Annotated in this window: 21 protein-coding genes; 17 read left to right on the plus strand and 4 right to left on the minus strand. The window is 68.4% G+C overall.

Features of this window, described 5'->3' with window-relative positions:
* The first annotated feature begins 49 nt into the window (after positions 1-49).
* The 4 genes from AC1DGD_RS00855 (at position 50) to AC1DGD_RS00870 (ending at position 4,608) form a co-directional block, all read left to right on the plus strand.
* Entirely contained in the window at positions 50-841 is a 792-nt protein-coding gene (locus AC1DGD_RS00855; RefSeq protein ID WP_084476083.1) for a demethylmenaquinone methyltransferase, read from the plus strand.
* Positions 842-853: 12 nt separating this feature from the next.
* A complete protein-coding gene (locus AC1DGD_RS00860) occupies positions 854-2,248 on the plus strand; it encodes a geranylgeranyl reductase family protein (protein ID WP_476855608.1) in 1,395 nt (464 codons plus the stop codon).
* A gap of 9 nt (positions 2,249-2,257) precedes the next feature.
* Positions 2,258-3,358 carry a polyprenyl synthetase family protein gene (locus AC1DGD_RS00865; protein ID WP_230007829.1) on the plus strand — a complete coding sequence of 367 codons (1,101 nt, stop codon included), beginning with the start codon at positions 2,258-2,260 and terminating at the stop codon, positions 3,356-3,358.
* 428 nt (positions 3,359-3,786) lie between these two features.
* Positions 3,787-4,608 (plus strand): endonuclease domain-containing protein, encoded by an 822-nt coding sequence (locus AC1DGD_RS00870; protein ID WP_476855609.1) that lies wholly within the window; start codon positions 3,787-3,789, stop codon positions 4,606-4,608.
* A gap of 168 nt (positions 4,609-4,776) precedes the next feature.
* Here the strand turns inward: AC1DGD_RS00870 and AC1DGD_RS00875 are convergent, their stop codons facing one another.
* The gene (locus tag AC1DGD_RS00875) at positions 4,777-5,205 is read right to left on the minus strand and encodes a hypothetical protein (RefSeq protein ID WP_223913705.1); all 429 of its coding nucleotides are present in this window, start codon (positions 5,203-5,205) and stop codon (positions 4,777-4,779) included.
* 20 nt (positions 5,206-5,225) lie between these two features.
* Positions 5,226-5,891, minus strand: a complete 666-nt coding sequence (locus AC1DGD_RS00880) for a trimeric intracellular cation channel family protein (protein WP_476855610.1) — start codon at positions 5,889-5,891, stop codon at positions 5,226-5,228.
* 61 nt (positions 5,892-5,952) lie between these two features.
* Between AC1DGD_RS00880 and AC1DGD_RS00885 the strand changes: the two genes are divergently transcribed.
* From AC1DGD_RS00885 to AC1DGD_RS00940, 12 genes are all read left to right on the plus strand, one after another.
* Positions 5,953-6,699, plus strand: a complete 747-nt coding sequence (locus AC1DGD_RS00885) for a sirohydrochlorin chelatase (RefSeq protein ID WP_476855611.1) — start codon at positions 5,953-5,955, stop codon at positions 6,697-6,699.
* A 131-nt stretch (positions 6,700-6,830) separates the two neighbouring features.
* Positions 6,831-8,576 carry a nitrite/sulfite reductase gene (locus AC1DGD_RS00890; protein WP_028276668.1) on the plus strand — a complete coding sequence of 582 codons (1,746 nt, stop codon included), beginning with the start codon at positions 6,831-6,833 and terminating at the stop codon, positions 8,574-8,576.
* Positions 8,573-9,283 carry a phosphoadenylyl-sulfate reductase gene (locus AC1DGD_RS00895; protein WP_476855612.1) on the plus strand — a complete coding sequence of 237 codons (711 nt, stop codon included), beginning with the start codon at positions 8,573-8,575 and terminating at the stop codon, positions 9,281-9,283. The genes AC1DGD_RS00890 and AC1DGD_RS00895 overlap by 4 nt, the downstream gene beginning before the upstream one ends.
* Entirely contained in the window at positions 9,280-10,335 is a 1,056-nt protein-coding gene (gene cysD / locus AC1DGD_RS00900) for a sulfate adenylyltransferase subunit CysD (protein ID WP_476855613.1), read from the plus strand. Before AC1DGD_RS00895 ends, cysD begins: the two co-directional genes overlap by 4 nt.
* Positions 10,335-11,759 (plus strand): sulfate adenylyltransferase subunit 1, encoded by a 1,425-nt coding sequence (locus AC1DGD_RS00905; RefSeq protein ID WP_476855614.1) that lies wholly within the window; start codon positions 10,335-10,337, stop codon positions 11,757-11,759. Before cysD ends, AC1DGD_RS00905 begins: the two co-directional genes overlap by 1 nt.
* Before the next feature lie 283 nt (positions 11,760-12,042).
* Positions 12,043-13,218: an ABC transporter substrate-binding protein gene (locus AC1DGD_RS00910; protein WP_476855615.1), complete on the plus strand. Its 1,176-nt coding sequence runs from the start codon at positions 12,043-12,045 to the stop codon at positions 13,216-13,218.
* Positions 13,219-13,261: 43 nt separating this feature from the next.
* Positions 13,262-13,987, plus strand: coding sequence for an ABC transporter ATP-binding protein (locus AC1DGD_RS00915; RefSeq protein WP_018775157.1), 726 nt, complete (start codon positions 13,262-13,264; stop codon positions 13,985-13,987).
* Positions 13,977-14,915, plus strand: coding sequence for an ABC transporter permease (locus AC1DGD_RS00920; RefSeq protein ID WP_143264635.1), 939 nt, complete (start codon positions 13,977-13,979; stop codon positions 14,913-14,915). Before AC1DGD_RS00915 ends, AC1DGD_RS00920 begins: the two co-directional genes overlap by 11 nt.
* Positions 14,916-15,114: 199 nt before the next feature.
* Positions 15,115-15,411 (plus strand): putative quinol monooxygenase, encoded by a 297-nt coding sequence (locus AC1DGD_RS00925; RefSeq protein WP_223913715.1) that lies wholly within the window; start codon positions 15,115-15,117, stop codon positions 15,409-15,411.
* A gap of 123 nt (positions 15,412-15,534) precedes the next feature.
* Positions 15,535-16,821 (plus strand): uroporphyrinogen-III C-methyltransferase, encoded by a 1,287-nt coding sequence (gene cobA / locus AC1DGD_RS00930; protein ID WP_476855616.1) that lies wholly within the window; start codon positions 15,535-15,537, stop codon positions 16,819-16,821.
* Positions 16,822-16,909: 88 nt separating this feature from the next.
* Positions 16,910-18,385 (plus strand): FAD-dependent oxidoreductase, encoded by a 1,476-nt coding sequence (locus AC1DGD_RS00935; protein ID WP_476855617.1) that lies wholly within the window; start codon positions 16,910-16,912, stop codon positions 18,383-18,385.
* A 185-nt stretch (positions 18,386-18,570) separates the two neighbouring features.
* A complete protein-coding gene (locus AC1DGD_RS00940) occupies positions 18,571-19,572 on the plus strand; it encodes a DNA topoisomerase IB (protein ID WP_476855618.1) in 1,002 nt (333 codons plus the stop codon).
* 25 nt (positions 19,573-19,597) lie between these two features.
* Here the strand turns inward: AC1DGD_RS00940 and AC1DGD_RS00945 are convergent, their stop codons facing one another.
* Positions 19,598-20,179, minus strand: a complete 582-nt coding sequence (locus AC1DGD_RS00945; RefSeq protein ID WP_476855619.1) for a hypothetical protein — start codon at positions 20,177-20,179, stop codon at positions 19,598-19,600.
* 113 nt (positions 20,180-20,292) lie between these two features.
* Complete coding sequence (locus AC1DGD_RS00950) at positions 20,293-21,132, minus strand: DUF1206 domain-containing protein (RefSeq protein WP_476855620.1); 840 nt, start codon at positions 21,130-21,132, stop codon at positions 20,293-20,295.
* A 231-nt stretch (positions 21,133-21,363) separates the two neighbouring features.
* Between AC1DGD_RS00950 and AC1DGD_RS00955 the strand changes: the two genes are divergently transcribed.
* A complete protein-coding gene (locus AC1DGD_RS00955) occupies positions 21,364-21,900 on the plus strand; it encodes a hypothetical protein (protein WP_476855621.1) in 537 nt (178 codons plus the stop codon).
* Positions 21,901-21,942 lie beyond the last annotated feature (42 nt).

A 21,942-nucleotide genomic window follows, 5' to 3' on the forward strand; every position in this document is an offset into this window, starting at 1 on the left:
AATTGGCGGCCCGTTCGTGGGAGCGCCGATCATTTGAGACAATGTCAGGGTGAACCGAGCATCCTTGGATAAGCGTCCGGACGAAGTAGCCACGATGTTTGACGACGTCGCCCCCAAATACGACGTCGTCAACGATGTCCTGTCCTTGGGGCAGACGCGGCGTTGGCGCAAGGTGGTGGTGGAGGCCATGGGCGTATCGGCCGGCCAGCACGTCCTGGACCTCGCCGCCGGCACCGGCACCTCCAGCGAGCCGTACGCCGACGCAGGCATCAACGTCATCGCCTGCGATTTCTCCCTCGGCATGCTCAAGGTCGGCAAGCGCCGCCGCCCTGACATCGACTTCATCGCCGGGGATGCCACCCGCCTGCCGTTCGCGGACAACACCTTCGACGCCAGCACGATCTCCTTTGGCCTGCGCAACGTCAACGAGCCGAAGAAGGCCCTGGCCGAGATGCTGCGGGTCACCAAGCCCGGCGGCCGGCTGGTCATCGCGGAGTTCTCCCAGCCAGTGGTGCCGCTGTGGCGCACCATGTACACCGAATACCTCATGCGGGCCCTGCCGGCCATCGCCGTCAAGGCCTCCTCCAACCCCGACGCCTACGTCTACCTCGCCGAGTCCATCCGCGCCTGGCCGGACCAGGACCACCTTGCGGCCTGGCTGCAGGAGGCCGGCTGGGAATCCGTCACCTACCGCAACCTCAGCGGCGGCATCGTCGCCGTGCACCGGGCCCAGAAGCCGGCAGACCCCTCAACCGGCCCTGCCGCAGGCGCTGCGGCGCTGGCCGCCCACACCGGACCCGTGGCCAAGCTGCGCCGCAACATCACCCGGCCCGGCCGGTAGCCGATCCCTGCTGTGAATGTACTGATCGTCGGGGCGGGCCCGGCCGGATCCACCGCCGCCTACTACCTTGCCAAAGCCGGCATTGACGTCACGGTGCTGGAGAAAACCAGCTTTCCCCGCGAGAAAGTCTGCGGCGACGGACTCACCCCGCGCGCGGTCCGCGAGATCCAGAAGCTGGGACTCGCCCACCCCGAAGCCGACGGCTGGCGGCGGAACAAGGGCCTGCGCCTGATCGCCGGCGGCCGCACGATCGAACTGCCCTGGCCGGAGGTTGCCGACTTCCCGCAGTACGGGCTGATCCGGACCCGGCTCGGCTTCGACGAACAGCTCGCCCGGCATGCCCAGTCCGCGGGCGCCGTCGTGCTGGAACGCCACAGCGTCACCGAGGCGCTGCGCTCCGAGGATGGCCGGGTCACCGGCGTGCGCGCAGCGCTGCTGGACAACTCCGGGCGCAAGACCGGCGAGACGCGCGACTTCAGCGCCGACGTCGTCCTCGCCGCCGACGGGAACTCGACGCGCACCGCCGTCTCCCTGGGCATCGGCAAGCGCGACGACCGGCCGCTCGGCGTGGCCGTGCGGACCTACTTCACCTCGCCGCGGCACGACGACGACTGGATGGAAGGCTGGCTCGAGCTTCCCGGCCGCGACGGCAAACTCCTGCCCGGCTACGGCTGGGTGTTCGGCGTCGGCGACGGCACCTCCAACGTGGGCCTGGGCATCCTGAACTCCTCGAAGGACTTCGGCAAGCTGGACTACAAGCAGGTGCTGCGCGAATGGACCGCCGGCATGCCCGCCGACTGGGGCTTCACCCCGGACAACCAGGTGGGCGAAATCCGTGGTGCCGCGCTGCCCATGGGCTTCAACCGCACCCCGCACTATTCTCCGGGCCTGCTGCTCCTCGGCGACGCCGGAGGCATGGTCTCCCCGTTCAACGGCGAGGGCATCTCCTACGCCATGGAGTCCGCCCGCTTCGCGGCCGAATTCATCGCCGACGCGGCTGCCCGGTCGGCGTCCGCCGGCTGGGGGACCGGGACGGAGGCTTCCAGGGCCGCCGACGCGCACCTTGCCCGTTACGCCGACTACGTGCGCCAGCAGTGGGGCTCACACTTCACACTGGGACGGGCGTTCGCCGCCCTGATCGGCAAGCCGGCCGTCATGAAACTGGCCCTCCGGACCGGTATGCCTGTCCCCGTGCTCATGCGTTTCGTGGTGCGGATGCTGGCCAACCTTACCGATCCCGCCGCCAAGGGCTTCGAGGACCGGGTCATCCGGGTCCTGGAATCCCTGGTTCCCGCCACGTCCAATCAGGCCACGTCCAATCAGGCAACGTCCAACAAGGCCGCGTCCACCACGGACAGCGTTCCGCACTCCGGCGCCAACTCCGCGGTTTCCGCAACAAAAAGTTAGGGTTAACCCGTGACCAACTCTGCAGACCAAAGCTGGACGCACGCCGGACACGGCCTGCCGAGCGCTGAACCCAGCCTCAACACCACCGCGATCGCCACCGGCCTCCAACTGCCGGCAGGCTTCTCGGCCATCGCGGGCGACGCCGAGCTGGGCCCGGCGCTCACCACCAACCTGGCGCGCGTCGAGAAGAAGCTGCGCGAAGCCATTGCCAACTCCGATCCCCTGGCTGACGCAACGTCGCGCCACCTCGTGGAAGCCGGCGGCAAGCGGATCCGCCCGCTGCTGACCCTGCTGTGCGCCCACCTTGGCGACGCCTCCCTGCCCGCAGTGGTGCAGGCCGCCGTCGTCGTCGAGCTGACGCACCTCGCCACCCTCTACCACGACGACGTCATGGACTCCGCGCCGTTCCGCCGGGGGGCGCCGACGGCCCACGAGGTCTGGGGCAACTCCGTCGCGGTCCTGACCGGCGACCTGATCTTTGCGCGCGCCTCCATCCTGGTCTCGGAGCTCGGGTCCCGGGCGCTTGGCATCCAGGCCCGCACCTTTGAACGGCTCTGCCTGGGCCAGCTGCACGAGACCGTGGGACCGCGCCCGGACGAGGACCCCTTGGCGCACTACCTCTCCGTCATCGCGGACAAAACCGGCTCGCTCGTGGCCGCCTCCGGGCAGCTGGGTGCAATCTTCTCCGGCGCCGACGAAGCCTACGAGCCGATCCTGGTCGAGTACGGCGAGAAGGTGGGCGTTGCCTTCCAGCTCGCCGACGACGTCATCGACGTCACCGGGATCAAGGTCAAGTCCGGCAAGTCGCCGGGAACCGACCTGCGCGAAGGCGTGCCCACCCTGCCCGTGCTGCTGCTGCGCAACGCGGCCCGCGACGGCGACCAGGCCGCCGTCGAACTGCTGACGCTGATCGACGGAGACCTCAGCTCCGATGAGGCCCTGGCCGCCGCCGTGGCCGGACTCCGGGAGCACCCCGTCACTGCACAGTCCTGGGTGGTGGCACGCACCTGGGCCGATGAGGCCATTGCCGCCCTTGCCCCGCTGCCCGAAGGCGTCGTAAAGGCCTCGCTGACCAGCTTCGCCCACGCCGTAGTGGACCGCAGCAGCTAGGTCCCCGGCCGGTTCTTCCGGCTGGGTGCAGCCTGACGATTAACCTGGCTTCCGGCTTAAACGGAATGGCCCCGGTTCCTCACAACGTCCGAGTCTTCCGTTGCGCCGAACCGGGGCCATTTCTCCGTTCGCATCAGATCCACCGGAGGCATTTGGTGAACCCAGAAACAACTCTATGACAGTTATGTCATAGCGTCCAGACCTATCTGTAAATTTCTTGTCATAAGATTTCGATTCATTGCCGGACGTTGTCGCGCTGAGTTTCCCCACCTTTGGCCGGACAGCTTCGGGACACGCCGGCCGCGGGCGGGACACGCCGTCGGACATGGTCAAAAGCGGGGAATACCAGCGGCGCGGATGGTGCGGAGTTGTCCACATAACCGATGTTGTGGCCCCCGGGGCTGTCATGCCGCGTGTGTGCTTGCCCCATGGACGTTAAGGTTTATCTGGAATACGCCGGCTCGGTTGCCCGCACGGCCACGCTGCTGCAGGCAGGTTTTACGTCGAACAGGATCCGCGCTGCCGTGGCTGCCGGGGAAATTCGCCGCCTCCGCCATGGGGTGGTGGCGCTGCCCGGGGCGCGGGCGGACTTCGTGGCCGCCGTGCTCGCGAACGGCATGCTCACCTGCGCCTCCGCCGCGCCGTTCCACGGCATATGGCGCCTCCACGAGCCCGCACGGCTGCACCTGCTGTGCGCGCACGGCGCAGCGCCCGGAATGGTCATCCACCGCGGCAGCCTGGTCCCGACGGAATACCCGCGCCCCGTGGCCGGACTCACCGACGCTCTGCTCCACGCGCTGCGCTGCCTGCCCCCGGTGGATGCGGCGGTCATGGTGGAAAGTGCCTTGCTGCAGGGCCGCACCTCGCTGGACTATCTGCGCCAGCGGCTGCCGGGAAACCGGAACGGGGCCGCCCGTGCAGTCCTGGAGCTGGTTGACGGCACGGCGGATTCGGCGATCGAGGTCGTTGCCAGGCTGCTCTTCCGGAGCCAGGGAATCTACACCCAGACGCAGGTGCACCTGCCGGGGATCGGCGTCGTGGACTTCCTGCTTGAAGGATTCCTGATCGTGGAGATCGACGGGAGCACCCATCTTGAGCGCGCGCAGGTCAAGAAGGACCGGGGCCGGAACAACGCCAGCATCCTGACCGGCTACGCCGTCCTCCGGTACGGATATCACGACGTCGTTTACAACCCGCAGAAGGTGATCGACGAGGTGTGGCAGGTGCTGCGCGGCAGGGTCATCCGCTGAATTTCCCCACGTATGGAATCCCGTTGCCGCAGAATGCCGGCGGTTCCTCCGGACACGCCGGTGGGGGACGCCAAACAAGGGGAGAGTCGGCGGCAGCAGGAGAGCGGGAGAGTCGGCGGCCGCAGGAGGGGAGAGTCGGCCGGAGATGGGAGGAGAGGGCCGTGGAGCCTAGTCTTCGTCCTCGTCGTTGAAGGCCCACTCGAACATGTCGAAGACGAATTCGGAGAAGGTCCCTTCCTCGCTCTTCCACTGGCCGCGGGCGTTGTTGCGGCGGTACACGATGGGATCCGGGATGCTGAGGTCCCCGACGCGGAAGCCCCAGGTGAACTGCTCTTCCTCGTCCTCGAGGAACATGAGGAAGCCCTCGTCATCGACTTCGAGCTCTTCGGGGTCCCAGAAGTAGTGGTAGGCCTCCATGATGTCCTCGCAGCCGCCGACTGCCAGGTAGAACTCGCGCAGGACCATCGGGACCTGGAACTGGTGTTCGGCCAGGGCGGCGTCGAGTTCGTCGGCCGGGAGGCCATCTTCTTCCTGCCATTCGTCTTCGAGATACTTCGGGACAAGCGCGCGGAATTTCTCGAGGAACATGTCAGTCATGGTCTTATCCTAGCTAATCCTCAGCGGTCGTTTTCCGCGGTGTCCAGGCCCAGCCGGTGCCAGCCGCGGACCGCCAGCGGAACGTACCAGTGGCGCCGCCAGGCCGTGACCCGGAAGGCGAAGACCACCCCGGCGACGGCGCAGGCGCTCACCGCGGTGAAGGTCCCCGTGAGGGACAGGAGCACGGTCGACGCCGACCCGGCGAACGCCGGCAGCGCGTACAGATCCCTGGGGTCGAAGAGCTGCGGGACCTCGTTGGCGGTGATATCCCGCAGCAGGCCGCCACCCACCGCCGTCGTGACACCCAGCAGGACGGCGGCCACAGGATTCATCCCGGCGGCCAGCGCCTTCAGTGTGCCGGTGATGCAGAACAGGGCCAGCCCGCCGGCGTCGAACAGGATCAGCAGCGACGTGAAGCGCTGGACGCTGGAGAACAGGAAATACACCAGCACCGTGGCAAACAGGGGCGGTGCCAGGTACGCCGGGTTGGTGAACGCGGCGGGCGGGCCCGCGTTGATGATGATGTCGCGGATGACGCCGCCGCCCAGGCTCACCACCGAGGCCAGGAGCAGCGAGCCGATGATGTCGAACTGCTTCCGCGCTGCGAGCAATGAGCCGGAGACCGCAAAGAAGAACACGCCGGCGAGGTCAAGCCAGACCAGGACAAGGCTGAAGGAGAAGGTCATGAAGCGTCCCGGTCGATTGCAAGGGGGCGGATAGGGCGGCTCCAAGGTTACGCTAACGGCTATGAATACCCCCATCCTGATCGCCTGCGCCCACGGCACGTCGAGCCCGCACGGGGCCGCGGAGGTCAACGCGCTCCGGGACGGCATCGCGGGGCTCCGTCCCGGGCTGGACGTCCGCGAGGCCTACGTCGACGTGCAGGACCCGGACCTGCCGGCCGTCGTGGCGGGCCTCCCGGCGGGGGTAACCGCCGTCGTGGTTCCGCTGCTGCTCAGCGTCGGATACCACGTTAGGGTGGACATCGCCCGCGCCGTGAAGAGCCGGCCGGACACCCTGGCCGCGGCGCCGCTGGGGCCGGATCCGCGGCTCGCAGCGCTGCTCGATGCGCGGCTGCGCGAGGCCGGGGTAACGGACAACGACGCCGTGGTCCTTGCCGCCGCCGGGTCCTCCGATCCCAGCGCCGCACAGAATGTCGAGGAACTCACGGAGCAGCTCCGTGCCCTGCGTTCCAACCGGATCGTGGCCGCCTACGGCGCCTCCGCCAAACCCTCGGTTCCCGACGCCGTCGCCATGCTCCGCGAGGAGGCCGCCGGCGGTGCCGGCGCGGGGGAGTCGGCCGGAGCGGTGGACCTTGGCGGTCGCGTCGTCATCGCCTCGTATCTCCTGGCGCCCGGTTTCTTCCATGACCAGCTGGCCAAGGCCGGCGCGGACCTGGTGACGGCGCCGCTGCTGCCCTCCCCGGTCCTCGCCGAAATTGCCCTGGAACGCTACGACGCGGCGCTGGCCGGGGCCCCGCAGCCCCGGCCCTGACGGTCCGCGCGGATGCACAGCCGCAGGGCGACTTCAAGGGTTTCCGGCGGTTCGTGACGAAATGTTGCCCTAGGTGACTCCCCGTTTCTGACCCTTTGTGACGGGATTACGGCCGCCCCTACAGTCGATGCATGACTGATACAGCTCTAGCCGGAGCGTCCACGGACGAGGCTGCCGCCGGCCGCACCAAGCGCCCTCCCCGCCCGGCCGCAAAGCCGCACGGCCAGTGGAAAGTGGACGGCACCACGCCGCTGAACGCCAACGAGACCTGGAAACAGGAAGACAACGGCCTCAACGTCCGCGAGCGTATTGAGTCCGTCTACTCCAAGCACGGCTTCGACTCGATCGATGGCACCGACCTGCACGGCCGCTTCCGCTGGTGGGGGCTTTACACCCAGCGCAAACCCGGGATCGACGGCGGCAAGACCGCCACGCTTGAGCCGCACGAGCTCGAAGACAAATACTTCATGCTCCGCGTCAGGATCGACGGCGGTGCGCTCACCACCGGGCAGTTGCGCGTCATCGGCCAGATCTCCGTGGACTTCGCCCGCGACTCGGCCGACCTCACGGACCGCCAGAACATCCAGCTGCACTGGATTCGGGTCGAAGACATGCCCGAAATCTGGCGCCGGCTCGAAGGCGTGGGGCTGTCCACCACGGAAGCCTGCGGCGACGTGCCCCGCGTCATCCTCGGCTCCCCGGTGGCGGGCATCGCCAAGGACGAGATCATCGATCCCACACCGCTGATCCAGGAACTCGCCGAGCGGTTCATCGGCGACCCGGAACTGGCCAACCTGCCGCGCAAATTCAAGACCGCCATCACCGGCCACCCCAGCCAGGACGTGGTGCACGAGATCAACGACGTCGCCCTGGTGGGCCTGGTCCACCCCGAACTCGGCATCGGCTACGACCTCTGGGTGGGCGGCGCGCTCTCCACCAACCCCATGCTGGGCAAGCGCCTCGGCGCCTTCGTCCGGCCGGACCAGGCCGCCGACGTGTGGCTCGGCGTCACCAGCATCTTCCGCGATTACGGCTACCGGCGCATGCGCACCAAGGCCCGGCTGAAGTTCCTGCTGGCCGACTGGGGGCCGGTGAAGTTCCGCCAGGTCCTCGAAGACGAATACCTCGGCTACAAGCTCGCCGACGGCCCGGCCGCCCCGAAGCCCTCCACGCCCGGCGACCACATTGGCGTGCACGAACAAAAGGACGGCAAGTTCTTCATCGGCGCCACCCCGCTGGCCGGCCGCCTCTCCGGCAGCCAGCTGGTCAAGCTCGCGGACACCCTGGAGGCCCGCGGCTCGCAGCGCCTGCGCACCACCCCGCACCAGAAGCTCGTGGTCCTCGACGTGCCCAAGGATGAGGTGGACCCGCTCGTGGCCGAGCTCGACGCGCTGGGCCTGTCCGCCCGCCCGTCCGTGTTCCGGCGCGGCACCATCGCCTGCACCGGCATCGAGTTCTGCAAGCTCGCCATCGTGGAAACGAAGGTGACCGCGGCGACGGCGGTTGCCGAGCTGGAGCGCCGGCTCGCCGACCTCGCCGAGAGCAAGCAGCTGCCCCAGGCGCTGTCCCTGCACATCAACGGCTGCCCCAACTCCTGCGCCCGGATCCAGACGGCGGACATCGGCCTCAAAGGCATGATGCTGCCAACGCCCGACGGCGATCCCACCCCGGGCTTCCAGGTCCACCTCGGCGGCGGGCTGGCGTCCGACAGCCGCGAGGAGGCAGGCCTGGGCCGCACCGTCCGCGGCCTCAAGGTCACGGCCGGGGAACTGCCCGACTACGTGGAACGCGTGGTCCGCAAGTTCGTCGCCGACCGCTCCGAGGGCCAGAGCTTCGCCGAGTGGGCCTTCGCCGCGGAGGAGGGTGATCTCCAGTGACCGCAGCACTCCGCACCCACGACGAGCTCAAGGCCCTCGCCGAGGCCGGCGCCGCCGAGCTCGGCTGGGACGCCCCGGCCCGCGACGTCATTGCCTGGGTGGCCCGCAATTTCGAGCTGCCGACTGTCGCCGTCGCCTGCTCCATGGCGGATGCAGTCCTCCCGGCGCTGGTCGCGGACCAGCTCCCCGGCGTCGACGTCCTGTTCCTGGAGACCGGCTACCACTTCCCGGAGACGCACGCGACGCGCGACGAGGTCGCGGCCAACCTGCGCGTCAACGTCGTGGACGTGCTGCCGGAGAACACCGTGGAGCAGCAGGACCGGCTCCTGGGCAAGGACCTCTTCGCCCGCGACCCCGCGCAGTGCTGCGCCCTGCGCAAAGTGGCGCCGCTGCGCCGCACCCTGGCCGGCTACGAGCTCTGGTTCACCGGAGTCCGCCGCGACGAGGCGCCCACCCGCACCAACACGCCGCTGGTCACCTGGGACGAGGCCAATGGCCTGGTCAAGGTCAACCCGGTGGCGGCCTGGACTTTCGACCAGCTGGTGCAGTACTCCGACGACAACCTTCTTCCCGTCAACCCGCTGCTTTCACAGGGCTACCCGTCCATTGGCTGCCAGCCCTGCACCCGCAAGGTGGCGCCCGGCGACGACCCCCGCGCCGGACGCTGGGCAGGAACCGACAAGACAGAATGCGGACTACACGTATGAGCAATGTTGAGACTTTCGTGGCCGTCGACCCCGATGCCGCCCCCGCCCCTTCGCGGGACGGCGATGCTGCAAGCAGCATCGCGTCCCGCTCCGACAGGCCCGATGCCACTCCCTGGGCGGCATCGGGGCCGACGGCGCAGGCCCGCTTGAGCTCCCCGGCTCGCCTGTCGTCTCTGGACACTTTGGAATCGGAAGCGATTCACATCATCCGCGAGGTCGTCGCCGAGTTCGAGAAGCCTGCGCTGCTCTTCTCCGGCGGCAAGGATTCCGTGGTGATGCTGCACCTGGCCACGAAGGCCTTCTGGCCCGGCAAGGTGCCCTTCCCGGTGCTGCACGTGGACACCGGCCACAACTTTCCCGAGGTCATCGACTTCCGCGACCGCACCGTGGAACGGCTGGGCCTGAAGCTCGTCGTCGGCTCCGTCCAGGAGTTCATCGACTCCGGTGAGCTGGCCGAGCGTGCGGACGGAACCCGGAACCCGCTGCAGACGGTGCCGCTGCTGGATGCGATCCAGCGCAACAAGTTCGACGCCGTCTTCGGCGGCGGCCGCCGCGACGAGGACAAAGCCCGGGCCAAGGAGCGGATCCTGAGCCTGCGCGACGAGTTCGGCCAGTGGGACCCCCGCAACCAGCGCCCCGAACTGTGGAACCTCTACAACGGCCGGCACACGGTGGGCCAGCACGTGCGCGCGTTCCCCATCAGCAACTGGACCGAACTGGACGTTTGGCGCTACATCGAGCGCGAGAACATCGAGCTGCCGGGCCTGTACTACGCCCACCGCCGCGAAGTCTTCGCCCGCGACGGCATGTGGCGCGCCGTCGGCGAAGTCTCCCGGCCGCGCGATCACGAGGAAGTCATCACCAAGACCGTCCGCTACCGGACCGTCGGCGACATGTCCTGCACCGGCGCCGTGGAATCGGCCGCCGCCACGGTGCGCGACGTAGTCATTGAGGTTGCCGCCTCGACCATCACCGAACGTGGCGCCACCCGGGCCGACGACCGCATCTCCGAGGCCGCCATGGAAGACCGCAAGAAGGACGGCTATTTCTAATGAGCACGGAAACGTTTCTCCCGCGCCCGGACCTCGTTGCCGCGGCGCTGCCCACCACGCTGTTCCGCTTCGCCACCGCAGGCTCCGTCGACGACGGCAAGTCCACACTGGTGGGCCGGCTCCTGCACGACTCGAAGGCGATCCTCGCCGACCAGCTCGACGCCGTCGCCCGCACCTCCGCGGACCGCGGGTTCGGCGGTGAAGGGGCCACCGGCACAAAAGCGATCGACCTCGCCCTGCTGACCGACGGCCTGCGTGCGGAGCGCGAGCAGGGCATCACGATCGATGTCGCCTACCGCTACTTCGCCACGGACCGGCGCAGCTTCATTCTCGCGGACTGCCCCGGGCACGTGCAGTACACCAAGAACACGGTGACCGGTGCGTCCACCGCGGACGCCGTCGTCGTGCTCATCGACGCCCGCAAGGGTGTCCTCGAGCAGACCCGCCGGCACCTGTCCGTGCTGCAGCTGCTGCGCGTGGCACACGTGATCGTCGCCGTGAACAAGATCGACCTTGTGGATTTCAGCGAGGAAGTGTTCCGCGGGATCGAGGCGGACGTCCAGCAGGTCGGGCGCGAGCTCGGGCTTGGTTCCGATGGCGTGGCGGATCTCCGGGTCGTCCCCGTCTCGGCCCTCGACGGCGACAACGTGGTGGACCGCTCGGAGCGGACCCCGTGGTACGACGGCCCGGCGCTCCTGGAGGTCCTGGAGACGCTGCCGGCCGCCGACGAACTCGAAAGCCACCTCGAAAGCTTCCGTTTCCCGGTCCAGCTGGTGATCCGGCCGCAGGGTGCGCTGGCTCCGGACGCCATCGCGGGCGGCCTCGATCCTGAGGCCTACCGCGACTACCGTGCCTACGCCGGCCAGATCACCGAAGGCTCCGTGAAACTGGGGGACCAGGTCAGCATCCTGACCCCGGGCCAGGCCCCGCGCACCACCACCATCACCGGGATCGACTTCGCGGGCCGCGAGCTCGCCGAGGCGGCCGCACCGCAGTCCGTGGCGCTGCGCCTGGCCGATGAGTTCGACGTCGCCCGCGGTGACACGATCGCGGCGGCCGGGACGGTGCGCGAGGCATCGGCAGACCTCTACGCCGCCCTGTGCTGGCTCTCGCCCAAGCCGCTCCGGGAGGGCTCCAAGGTCCTGGTCAAGCACGGCACCCGCACGGTCCAGGCCCTGGTGCGGAACGTGACAGGCAGACTCGACCTCGCCAGCTTCGGCCTGGAGCCGACCACCACCCTGGAGCTCAACGACATCGGGCACGCGCAGCTCCGGCTCGCGGCGCCGCTGCCGCTGGAGAACTACCTGCACCACCGCCGCACCGGGGCGTTCCTCGTGATCGACCCGCTTGACGGCAACACCCTCGCCGCAGGCCTGGTCAACGACCACCCCGGCGACCACGAGGACGAGCGCTACTCGATCTAGGCCACGTGTCACATGGGCGCAGCTTGTTCCCCGGTCGGTCGCCATGGGCGGCTGTCCGGGAAACAAGCTGCCGTCTTTTGGGGCCGAATGTGACGCTGCGTGAACCCGCGTGACCCCCGGTTTCCGGGCCGTTGAACCCCGAATATGACACTCCCTATGGTGAATGAATGAAGACACAGGAACGGTTCCCCGGCCTCCCCCGCAGGGACTTCCAGGGGCGATGTCGCCGGCGCTGACCATCCGCCCGGCCCTTCCGCACACACCCCAGAACAGGACTTCACCCATGTCACACACCCCCGAAAACCCCGGGCCCGGCACACAGCCGGGCACCACCCGGATCGTCGCCGGCGAGACCGGCAAACCCAAACGCAAGCGCACCCTGGAGATCGCCCTGGTCGCGGGCCTCGTGCTCCTGATCGGCGCCGGCGCAGCAGTTGCATCCTCGCTGTCCCGCAGCCCCGAAACCGCCCCCGTAGCGGCAACGGCGGACGCCGGCCCGGCCACGGAACTCAGGCTCGGCTACTTTGGCAACATCACCCACGCCCCGGCCCTGGTGGGTGTCAACAAGGGGTTCATCGCCAAGGACCTCGGGGCGACCAAGCTCAGCACGCAGGTGTTCAACGCCGGCCCGGCCGCGATCGAGGCCCTGAACGCCGGCGCCATCGACGCCACCTACATCGGCCCCAACCCGGCCATCAACTCCTACGTCAAGAGCAACGGCCAGTCCATCAGCATCATCGCCGGCGCCGCGGCCGGCGGAGCGCAGCTGGTGGTCAAGCCCGGCATCAACTCGGCGGCCGACCTCAAGGGCAAGACGCTCGCGTCGCCGCAGCTCGGCGGCACCCAGGACGTGGCCCTCCGCGCCTGGCTCGGCAAGCAGGGGTTCAAGACCTCCACGGACGGCAGCGGCGACGTCTCGATCAACCCGACCGAGAACGCCCAGACCCTCAAGTTGTTCCAGGACGGCAAGCTCGACGGCGCGTGGCTGCCTGAGCCCTGGGCCTCCCGCCTGGTGCTCCAGGCCGGCGCAAAGGTCCTGGTCGACGAGAAGGACCTGTGGGAGAAGGGCGAGTTCGTCACCACCGTCCTGATCGTCAACAAGACGTTCGCGGCCGAGCACCCTGCCACGGTGCAGGCGCTGCTGAAGGGCCATGTCGAATCCGTGGACTGGCTCAACGCGGCGCCCGCCGCCGAGAAAGCCACCGTCCTCAACGACGGACTCAAGGCTGCCGCAGGCAAGGCGTTGTCGGCCGACGTCATCGACCGGTCCCTGAAGAACATTCTCTTCACCACCGACCCGCTCGCTGGGACGTACAAGAAGCTGCTCCAGGACGGCGTCGACGCCGGCACCACGAAGCAGGCCGACATCAACGGCATCTTCGACCTCACGGCGCTCAACAGCGTTCTGAGCGAGAGTGCCGGCAAGAAGATCTCCGCCGAGGGGCTCGGCAAGGACTAGCGCCCGGGCCCCAGCCATCCGCCACAACAGTAAGGACCAGACCATGCCAGTCGTACTGGAACACCTGGGCAAGCGCTTCGGCGCCGGCGCCCCGGTGCTGGACGACGTCAACGCCACCATCGGGCAGGGCGAGTTCGTCGCCCTGCTCGGTGCCTCCGGCTGCGGCAAGTCCACCCTGCTCAACATCATGGCGGGACTGGAGGCCCCGACGTCGGGCGCCCTGGAAGTGCCCAGCGACGGCGCCGCCTTCATGTTCCAGGACGCGGCACTGTTTCCCTGGCTGACCGCGCGGGAGAACATCGAGCTGGCCCTGAAGCTGCGCGGCGTCGGGAAAGCCGACCGCCGGGTCCGGGCGGGGGAGCTGCTGGACCTGGTGCACCTGGGCGGTGCGGGGGACAAACGGCCCCACGAGCTCTCCGGCGGGATGCGCCAGCGCGTCTCCCTGGCCCGGTCGCTGGCCCAGGACCGCCAGCTGCTGCTCATGGACGAGCCGTTCGCGGCCCTGGACGCGATTACGCGGGACCTGCTCCATGACGAGCTGGAACGGATCTGGAAGGAAACCGGCCGGACCATCGTCTTTGTCACCCACAACGTCCGCGAGGCCGTCCGGCTGGGCCAGCGAGTCCTGCTGCTCTCCTCCCGGCCCGGTCGCGTGGTGCGGGAATGGCACGTCAGCGAAGAGCACCGCACCGACGCCGGACTGGCCGGCCAGCTCACCGGCGAAATCACCGCCCGGCTACGCGAGGAGATCCGCCGCCATGCCAAGTAACCAGCTTCCCGTGGCGGAAGCGCCGGTGGAGACCCGCAAGGTCCACGCCGCCCTGACCCGTTCCTCCACCGGCAAGGAAGACCTCCGCGAGCTCGAAGCGGGCCTCGACTCCCTCCAGTCAGACTCCATCCGCAAGGTCCGCATCGACTGGAGCCGGATCCTGCTGCCGGTGGCCGCGCTCGCGGTGCTGATCATCCTCTGGCAGTTGTACGTCTCCCTCGGCTTCAAGCGGCGCGACGTCGTGCCCGGCCCCCTGGATGTCATCGGCCAGGTCGGAACCCTGTGGGGGGAGGGCAAGCTTCAAGAGGCCGTCTGGACCTCGCTGCAGCGCGGCGTCGTGGGCTTCCTGATCAGCGTGGTGATCGCGACGCCGGTGGGTCTCGTGCTGGCCCAGGTGGCACCGCTGCGGCGCGCTTTCGGGCCGCTGATCTCCGGGCTGCAGGTCCTGCCGTCGGTGGCCTGGGTGCCGGCCGCTATTCTCTGGTTTGGGATCACGGATGCCACCGTGTATTTCGTGGTGTTCATGGGTGCGATTCCCTCGATCATCAACGGCCTGATCTCCGGTGTGGACCAGATTCCGCCGCAGTACCGCAGCGTCGGAAAGGTCCTGGGTGCGTCCCGGCTCCAGCTGGCCCTGCAGATCATCCTGCCGGCGGCCCTGCCCGGGTACCTCGGCGGCCTCAAACAGGGCTGGGCGTTCTCCTGGCGCTCGCTCATGGCGGCGGAAATCATCGCCGTCGGCGGCACCATCGGCTTCGGTCTGGGCTCCATGCTGGACCAGGGCCGCGTCCTGTCCGACATGACCATCGTCATGTCCGCCATCCTGCTGATCCTCGCCGTCGGAATCCTGATCGAGCTGCTCGTGTTCGCACCGATTGAAAAGCGGCTGCTCCGCCGCCGCGGCCTCCTGGCCGGCAGCACCCGCTAAGCCAGCCACCCAGCTCCTCCAAAGCAACGCGGGGTCACCTACGGCCCATAATCCATTGGTTTATGGGCCGTAAGTGACTCCGCGTTGCTTTTTCGATGGCTCCTTGCCCGGGTACAGGCACGGGCCTACACTCACGCCTAGAGGCCGGGTTGCGGCCCCTTCCACGGCTGATGCAAAGCCCGATTCCTAGGAGGTCGCTGTGGCGGCAAAATTTGGCGTGCTGGCCCTGGTCGAAGCCAAAGCGGGGAAGGAACAGGACGTCTGGGACTTCCTGAACGGAGGGCGCGAAATAGTGCTCAACGAGCCCGGAACGCGCACCTGGTATGCCTTCCGGGTCAACGAGAACACCTTCGGCATCTTCGACACCTTCGATACCGAGGAGGACCGTCAGGCCCACCTCAGCGGCGCCATCCCCGCCGCCCTCGGCGAACACGGTCCCGCCCTGCTCGCCAAGGATCCCGACATCAAGCTGATCGAACTCATCGCCGTGAAATAGGGGTGCCCCCGGCCGCCGCAGATCAGGAGCGGCGATTGCCATTATGTGACGCGGCGTTACCTTGCGTGAACTGGTGTTGCCGCACCGTTGTTCCGCTATGTGACGCCGCCCTATCGTCGATGCATGGCAATTCAGGACATTTACCCCACGGCCCTGCGCCTCCTCGGCCGTCCCGTGCTGGTGGTCGGCGCCGGCCCGGTGGCCGCCCGGCGCACCAAGGGGCTGCTCGACGCCGGAGCCCGCGTCACCGTCGTGGCACCGGCCGCCTGCCCGGCGCTCGCTGCACTTGCCGACGCCGGCCTCCTGAACTGGGAGCCCCGCCCGTACCGGCGGTCCGACGTCGACGGCGTCTGGTTCGTCCAGACCGCCACCGGCGACGCCGCCGTGGACGCGCAGGTCTCCGCCGACGCCGAGGCGCAGCGCATCTGGTGCGTCAACGCCTCCGACCACGAAGCCTCCGCCGCCTGGACGCCCGCCGTCGCCGTGGTGGACGACGTCAAGATCGCCGTCAACGCCGGCGGAGACCCGCGCCGCGCCATGGCCCTGCGCGACGCCGTCGCCACCGCCCTGGCCACCGGAGACCTGCCGCTGCGCCGGCACCGGGTTTCCGGCACGGGGGCAACTCCCGGATCCGTGGCCCTCGTCGGCGGCGGTCCCGGCGACACCGGACTCATCACCGTCCGCGGCCGCCGGCTCCTTGGCCAGGCCGACGTCGTGGTGGCGGACCGGCTCGGCCCGCGTGAACTCCTGGCCGAACTGGCCCCCGACGTCCGCGTTGTGGAGGTCGGCAAGACCCCCGGCCACCACCCGGTACCGCAGTCTGAGATCAACCGGATCCTGGTCGAGGAAGCCCTGCAGGGCCACCGCGTGGTCCGGCTCAAGGGCGGCGACCCCTACGTGCTGGGCCGCGGCGGCGAGGAAGCCGAATTCTGCCGGCAGCACGGCGTCGAGGTCGAAGTGGTTTCCGGCGTCACGTCGGCCATTTCCGTCCCCGCCGCCGCCGGCATCCCGGTCACGCACCGCGGGCTGGCCAAAGGCTTCAGTGTGGTCACCGGCCATGAGGAACTCTCGGAAGTCCCGGCCCGTGCCGACCACACTGTGATCCTGCTCATGGGGGTGGGCCAGCTGCGCGATTCCGCAGCCTCCCTGGCCCGCGCCGGTTTGCCTCTTCAGACGCCTGTTGGCATCGTAGAGAATGGATACCTGCCAAACCAGCGGGTGACCATCGGAACCCTCGGGACCATCGCGGACCAGGCGGAGGCCGCAGGCGTAGCGAATCCCGCCGTGATCGTGATCGGCGACGTGGTCCGTGTCAGCCCGTTCGCGCCGTCGCACTTCAAGACCGCGGACTACAGCACCACCTCCCCGAACGCTCCCCGCACCACCAAGACCCGCGTACTGACCCCCTAACACCCGTCGATTGCTCCACAACTGCCGTTATCAAGCCCCAAAGGGCGTTTGTGGAGCAACGGATGCAGAAGAAAAAAGGAACACAGCCGTGTCAACTAGCACCCCCGTAGGAACCGCCGCCCGCCCGCTGCGCGTCGCCGTCGTCGGCTCCGGTCCCGCCGGCGTCTACGCCGCGGACATCCTGACCAAGAGCGAGGCCGTCAAGAGCGGCGAGCTCACCGTCAGCATCGACCTCTTCGACCGCTACCCGGCACCCTACGGTCTGATCCGCTACGGCGTGGCCCCCGACCACCCCCGCATCAAGGGCATCGTGAACGCCCTGCACAAGGTCCTGGACCGCGGCGACATCCGGTTCTTCGGCAATGTGGACTACGGCACGGACTTGTCCATCGATGACCTCCGCACCCACTACGACGCCGTCATCTTCGCCACCGGCGCCATCAAGGATGCGGACTTGAACATCCCCGGCATCGAGCTCGAGGGCTCCTACGGCGGCGCCGACTTCGTGTCCTGGTACGACGGGCACCCCGACGTGTCCCGCGAATGGCCGCTGGAGGCCAAGGAAATCGCCGTGATCGGCAACGGCAACGTGGCCCTCGACGTGGCCCGCATGCTGTCCAAGCACGCCGACGACCTCCTTGTCTCCGAAATCCCGGACAACGTCTACACCGGGCTGAAGTCCTCGCCGGTCACGGACGTGCACGTGTTCGGCCGGCGCGGGCCCGCCCAGGTCAAGTTCACGCCCCTGGAACTGCGCGAACTCTCCCACTCCAAGGACGTGGACATCATCCTCTACGCCGAGGACTTCGAGTTCGACGCCGAATCGGACCGGCAGATCCAGAGCAACAACCAGACCAAGACCATGGTGGGCACGCTCACGAACTGGATCGCCGAACAGCCCGAGGACCTCTCCGAGCTCACCGCGTCCCGCCGGCTGCACCTGCACTTCCTGCACAGCCCGGTCGAGATCTACGGAGAAGAAACCGACGGCGCCGACGCGCCCGGCCGCGTCGCCGGGATAAAGTTCGAGCGCACCGAACTGGACGGCACCGGCAACGCCCGCGGCACGGGCGAGTTTGTCGAGTACCCGGTCCAGGCCGTGTACCGCGCCATCGGCTACTTCGGTTCCGCCCTCCCCGAGGTCGAGTTCGACCACAGCAAGGGAGTCGTCCCGAACGACGGCGGTCGGGTCCTGGACGCCGCCGGCACCCACGTGCCGGGGATCTACGCGACCGGCTGGATCAAGCGCGGTCCGGTGGGACTGATCGGCCACACCAAGGGTGACGCCCTCGAAACCGTGACCTACCTGCTTGAGGACCGCGAAAACCTGCCGCTGGCCGCGGCGCCCGCCCCCGAGGCGATCGTCGAGCTCCTGGCGGGCCGCGGCGTCGAGTACACCAGCTGGGAAGGCTGGCTGGCCCTGGACGAGCACGAGCGCGCCCTCGGTGAAAAGGCCACCGCTGCCGGCGGGTCGCACGGCGTCGCCGTCCAGCGCGAGCGCATCAAGGTGGTGCCCCGCGAGGACATGGTGGAGATCTCCCGCGGCGCCGCCGTCGAGGTCTAGCCTCAACACATAGCAACACAGAGCAACACAGAGCAACGACGCAGACCAGCGCGGGGTCACTTCCCGCCCATCCCGGAAAGGGATTATGGGCGCTAAGTGACCCCGCGTTGTTTGATTTACGTGGAAACCTGGGCGGTAGTCAGTAGGCTTACCGTCATGGATGAACACTCGCCCAGGGCCGGCCAATGAGGCTCCGCCACAGCAACGCGTCCGGCCGCGGATACCGCAGGGTCCCCGCCGGGACCGGGTTCAGTTACAAGGACCTGGACGGCTCCACCCTGCCGCCGGGCCCCGTGCGGGAACGGCTCGAGGGCATCGGGATCCCGCCGGCCTGGACCGACGTCTGGATCGCCCCGTACGACAACGGGCACATCCAGGCCACGGGAGTGGACGCGGTGGGCCGGCGGCAGTACATCTACCATCCGAGCTGGCGGGAACGGAAGGACCGGCTGAAGTTCGACCGTTCGCTCCAGCTGGCTGAGACCCTGCCGACCGCACGCCGCCTGGTGACCATGGACCTGCGCTCCGAGGGGCTGACGCGGGAACGCGTGCTGGCGGCCGCCTTTCGGATGCTCGACAGCGGATCATTGCGCGTCGGCTCGGAGCGCTACACCAATGAAAACGGCAGCCATGGCCTCGCCACCCTGCTCTGCGCCCACGTCAAGGTGCGCAAGGACGAACTCCGGCTCAGCTTCCCGGCCAAGAGCGGCAAGACCTGGGAGTCGCGGATTGACGACGCCGACCTCGCCGCCGTCGTGCGCCAGCTCAAGCGCCGCGGCGGCAACGCCCGCCTGCTGGCCTACAAGGACGGCCGCAGCTGGCATCCGGTGTCGAGCGCGGACATCAACGAGTACGTCAAGGAGCGCACGGGGGAGGACTTCACCGCGAAGGATTTCCGCACCCTGCGGGGGACGGCGGCGGCAGCGGTCAGCCTGGCGCAGAGCGGCCCGCAGGCGAAAGTCTCGGCCCGGAAGAGTGCGGTGAGCCAGGCCATGCAGGACGCGGCCGCGGTCCTGGGCAACACACCGTCGATCGCCCGGAAAAGCTACGTGGATCCCCGGCTGCTGGACCACTTCGCGGCCGGGGAAACGATCGACCCGAGGCGGCTGGATTCCGCCGAGTCCGAGATCCGCGCCCTGCTGTACCAGGAAGGCGACGTGGTGCCGCTGCGGAAGGCCGCCGGCTAGTTCCCGGGCGCGGCCCGGCGGCACCTCAGAACTCGGCGTTGATGAACCCGATGACAATCGCCGTCCACCAGCACAGCTGCGAGATCACCAGGCACAGCAGCAGATGGACCCGTTGCCCGGCGGTCAGGTCCTTGAACGAGGCATCGGGCGTCAGCCTGGCCAGCCGCCGCATGAGCGGAATGAGCATGATCCCGTTAAGGCTGAGCACAAGGACGGCGGCGAGCTTGAGGTCCGTCATCGGGTTGCTCAGGTGCGGGTTCAGGAACACGCCCGTGGCCAGCATGCCGGCCAGGCCGCCCCAGATCAGCGGTGTCGCCGCGCCGTCGAGCCTGATGGTTTCGGCCAGGTCACGTCTGCCGATCAGCCACAGGAAGCCGTGCCAGTCCACCAGGACGACGGCGCCAAAGGCCACCACCATCGACAGCACGTGCAGCACGACGGCGACATGGTGGACATAGGTGTCGACTTGGACCGCGGTGGACAACGTGACCGAGAGCAGCCAGGCCGCGGCGGCCGCGGCGGACAGGGCGGCCACGAGCCGCCGCGTGGACCGCTCAGATTCACGATGCCGTCGGAGGGTGCGTCTGCTCACCGGAACGTAGCTCATGCCATACCTCTGCGAGACCTGGCGCCGGTGGCCGTCCCAGCCCGGCCCGGGGTAGCTCCACGATAGTCCCGCGGGCAGATGCCAAACAAGAAAATCCCCACCCAGGGCGGCGGCTACATCCGGCCGAAGCGCGCCCGGACCAGCGCGAACACGCCGTAGGCAATGAAGCCCGCCCCGATCGCCAGGAGCAGGTACGGGCCGAAGGGGTGGTCCCGGAGCGCCTTGAGGCTGCCGTCCAGGCCGGTGGATGAACCGGGGTTGTTGGTCGCCGCGGCCACGACGAAGAGCAGCCCGGTCAGGATCAGCGCCAGCCCTTTCGAGACGTGGCCGGTGACGCCAAGGGCGCTGATCACCCTGCCGCGGCGGGTCCCCTCGAAGTGCTGCAGTTCCTCCTTGAACTTCTTCCCGAAGCCCTTGACGATGAAATACACGCCGATTCCCATGATGGTGAGCCCGAGGCCGACCAGGGCCGGAACCCCCAACGGTGACTGGATCAGGGTCGTGCTGAAATCCCGGGTCGAGTCGCCCGAATCGCCGCGCTGGCCGAGCCCGAAGCCCGCGAAGCTCAGCCCGACGCTCCCGTACGCTATGGCAAGGAAGCCGGAGGAAATGAGTTTGCCCAGCTGCTCCCGGCGCGGCAGGTGGCGGCCCCGGAGCGTCGCCTCGCTGAGCTGCCAGAGCGCGAGGCCCGCGCAGGCGATGCAGGCCGCCCACATCACCGCCGGACCCCAGGGGTTGGCCGCGAGTTGTTCGATGGCGCCGGTGGGTTCGGCCTGGCCCGGCGCGCCCAGGACCAGGGCGACGGCGATGGCCCCGATCACGATATGAAGCAGTGCCATCACCGCGAATCCGGAACGGGCGACGACGTCGAGCGCGGTGCTGTTCGACGCCGCCTCCGCGGTGTCGACGGCGTCGCCGATGGCGGCTTCGATCCCGGACTCTTCTTCTGCCATGGTGATGCGGGTATTCCTCATCTGGTCCGATGTGCCGGTGTTGTGCCTTACGGCGGTGTGGCTATGGCGCCGATTCTACGCGGGGCGAAGTGGCAGCCGCTTGGACTACCGCGTTTTTGGTAAGTGTGCTTACCATAGCCGGGTCATGGCCCCGCTCGTGGACATGCCGCGGACCGGCAGCCTTGCTGCCCCTGCGATTCGGATTCGAAGACAGATGATAGGAAGCTCAACATGGCAGGTAATCTTGTTGCCCGATCCATTCACGACCTGACGGCAGCCGCCTGGTTCGGCGGTTCCCTGATGGGCGCCATTGGGCTCAACGGTGCCACGGCTGCTGCCAAGGACCCTGCGGAACGTACCCGCCTCTCAAGCCTGGGTTGGAAGAAGTGGGCGCCGTACCAGGCGGCGGCGTTTGGGGCGCATTTTCTTTCGGGCCTCGCCGTCATGTGGGAGAACAAGGGCCGGATGGCCAAGCAGGACGGCGTCACGCGCCTGAGCGTCTACAAGTCCGTCGTCACCCTCGCCGGTGCCGCTATGACCCTGTACGCGGGCCTGCAGGGAGCCAAGGTGGACAAGCTGGCCGCCGAGGGCGCCAAGGGTGCCACCGAGCCGAAGCCGGGTGCCTCCGAGGAACTCCGTTCCGCGCAGCAGCAGCTGAAGATCCTGCAGTGGACCATCCCCGTGTTCGCCGGCTGGGTGATCGTGCTCGGCGCCAAGCACGGCGAGATGCAGCGGCCTAAGAACGTACTGAAGGGCCTCGTCCGCTAGCCCCGGCACAGCCGGTATGCGCCACTGTTGAGGGCCGGAACA

The sequence above is a fragment of the Arthrobacter sp. 05T45 genome, from assembly GCF_056395875.1.

Bases quoted from the DNA above. Each gene is read 5' to 3' on its own strand.
- AC1DGD_RS00870 (WP_476855609.1), top strand. From the start codon at position 3,787: ATGGACGTTAAGGTTTATCTGGAATACGCCGGCTCGGTTGCCCGCACG.
- AC1DGD_RS00875 (WP_223913705.1), bottom strand. From the start codon at position 5,205: ATGACTGACATGTTCCTCGAGAAATTCCGCGCGCTTGTCCCGAAGTAT.
- AC1DGD_RS00880 (WP_476855610.1), bottom strand. From the start codon at position 5,891: ATGACCTTCTCCTTCAGCCTTGTCCTGGTCTGGCTTGACCTCGCCGGC.
- AC1DGD_RS00885 (WP_476855611.1), top strand. From the start codon at position 5,953: ATGAATACCCCCATCCTGATCGCCTGCGCCCACGGCACGTCGAGCCCG.
- AC1DGD_RS00890 (WP_028276668.1), top strand. From the start codon at position 6,831: ATGACTGATACAGCTCTAGCCGGAGCGTCCACGGACGAGGCTGCCGCC.
- cysD (WP_476855613.1), top strand. From the start codon at position 9,280: ATGAGCAATGTTGAGACTTTCGTGGCCGTCGACCCCGATGCCGCCCCC.
- AC1DGD_RS00905 (WP_476855614.1), top strand. From the start codon at position 10,335: ATGAGCACGGAAACGTTTCTCCCGCGCCCGGACCTCGTTGCCGCGGCG.
- AC1DGD_RS00910 (WP_476855615.1), top strand. From the start codon at position 12,043: ATGTCACACACCCCCGAAAACCCCGGGCCCGGCACACAGCCGGGCACC.
- AC1DGD_RS00915 (WP_018775157.1), top strand. From the start codon at position 13,262: ATGCCAGTCGTACTGGAACACCTGGGCAAGCGCTTCGGCGCCGGCGCC.
- AC1DGD_RS00920 (WP_143264635.1), top strand. From the start codon at position 13,977: ATGCCAAGTAACCAGCTTCCCGTGGCGGAAGCGCCGGTGGAGACCCGC.
- cobA (WP_476855616.1), top strand. From the start codon at position 15,535: ATGGCAATTCAGGACATTTACCCCACGGCCCTGCGCCTCCTCGGCCGT.
- AC1DGD_RS00940 (WP_476855618.1), top strand. From the start codon at position 18,571: ATGAGGCTCCGCCACAGCAACGCGTCCGGCCGCGGATACCGCAGGGTC.
- AC1DGD_RS00945 (WP_476855619.1), bottom strand. From the start codon at position 20,179: ATGAGCTACGTTCCGGTGAGCAGACGCACCCTCCGACGGCATCGTGAA.
- AC1DGD_RS00950 (WP_476855620.1), bottom strand. From the start codon at position 21,132: ATGGCAGAAGAAGAGTCCGGGATCGAAGCCGCCATCGGCGACGCCGTC.
- AC1DGD_RS00955 (WP_476855621.1), top strand. From the start codon at position 21,364: ATGGCAGGTAATCTTGTTGCCCGATCCATTCACGACCTGACGGCAGCC.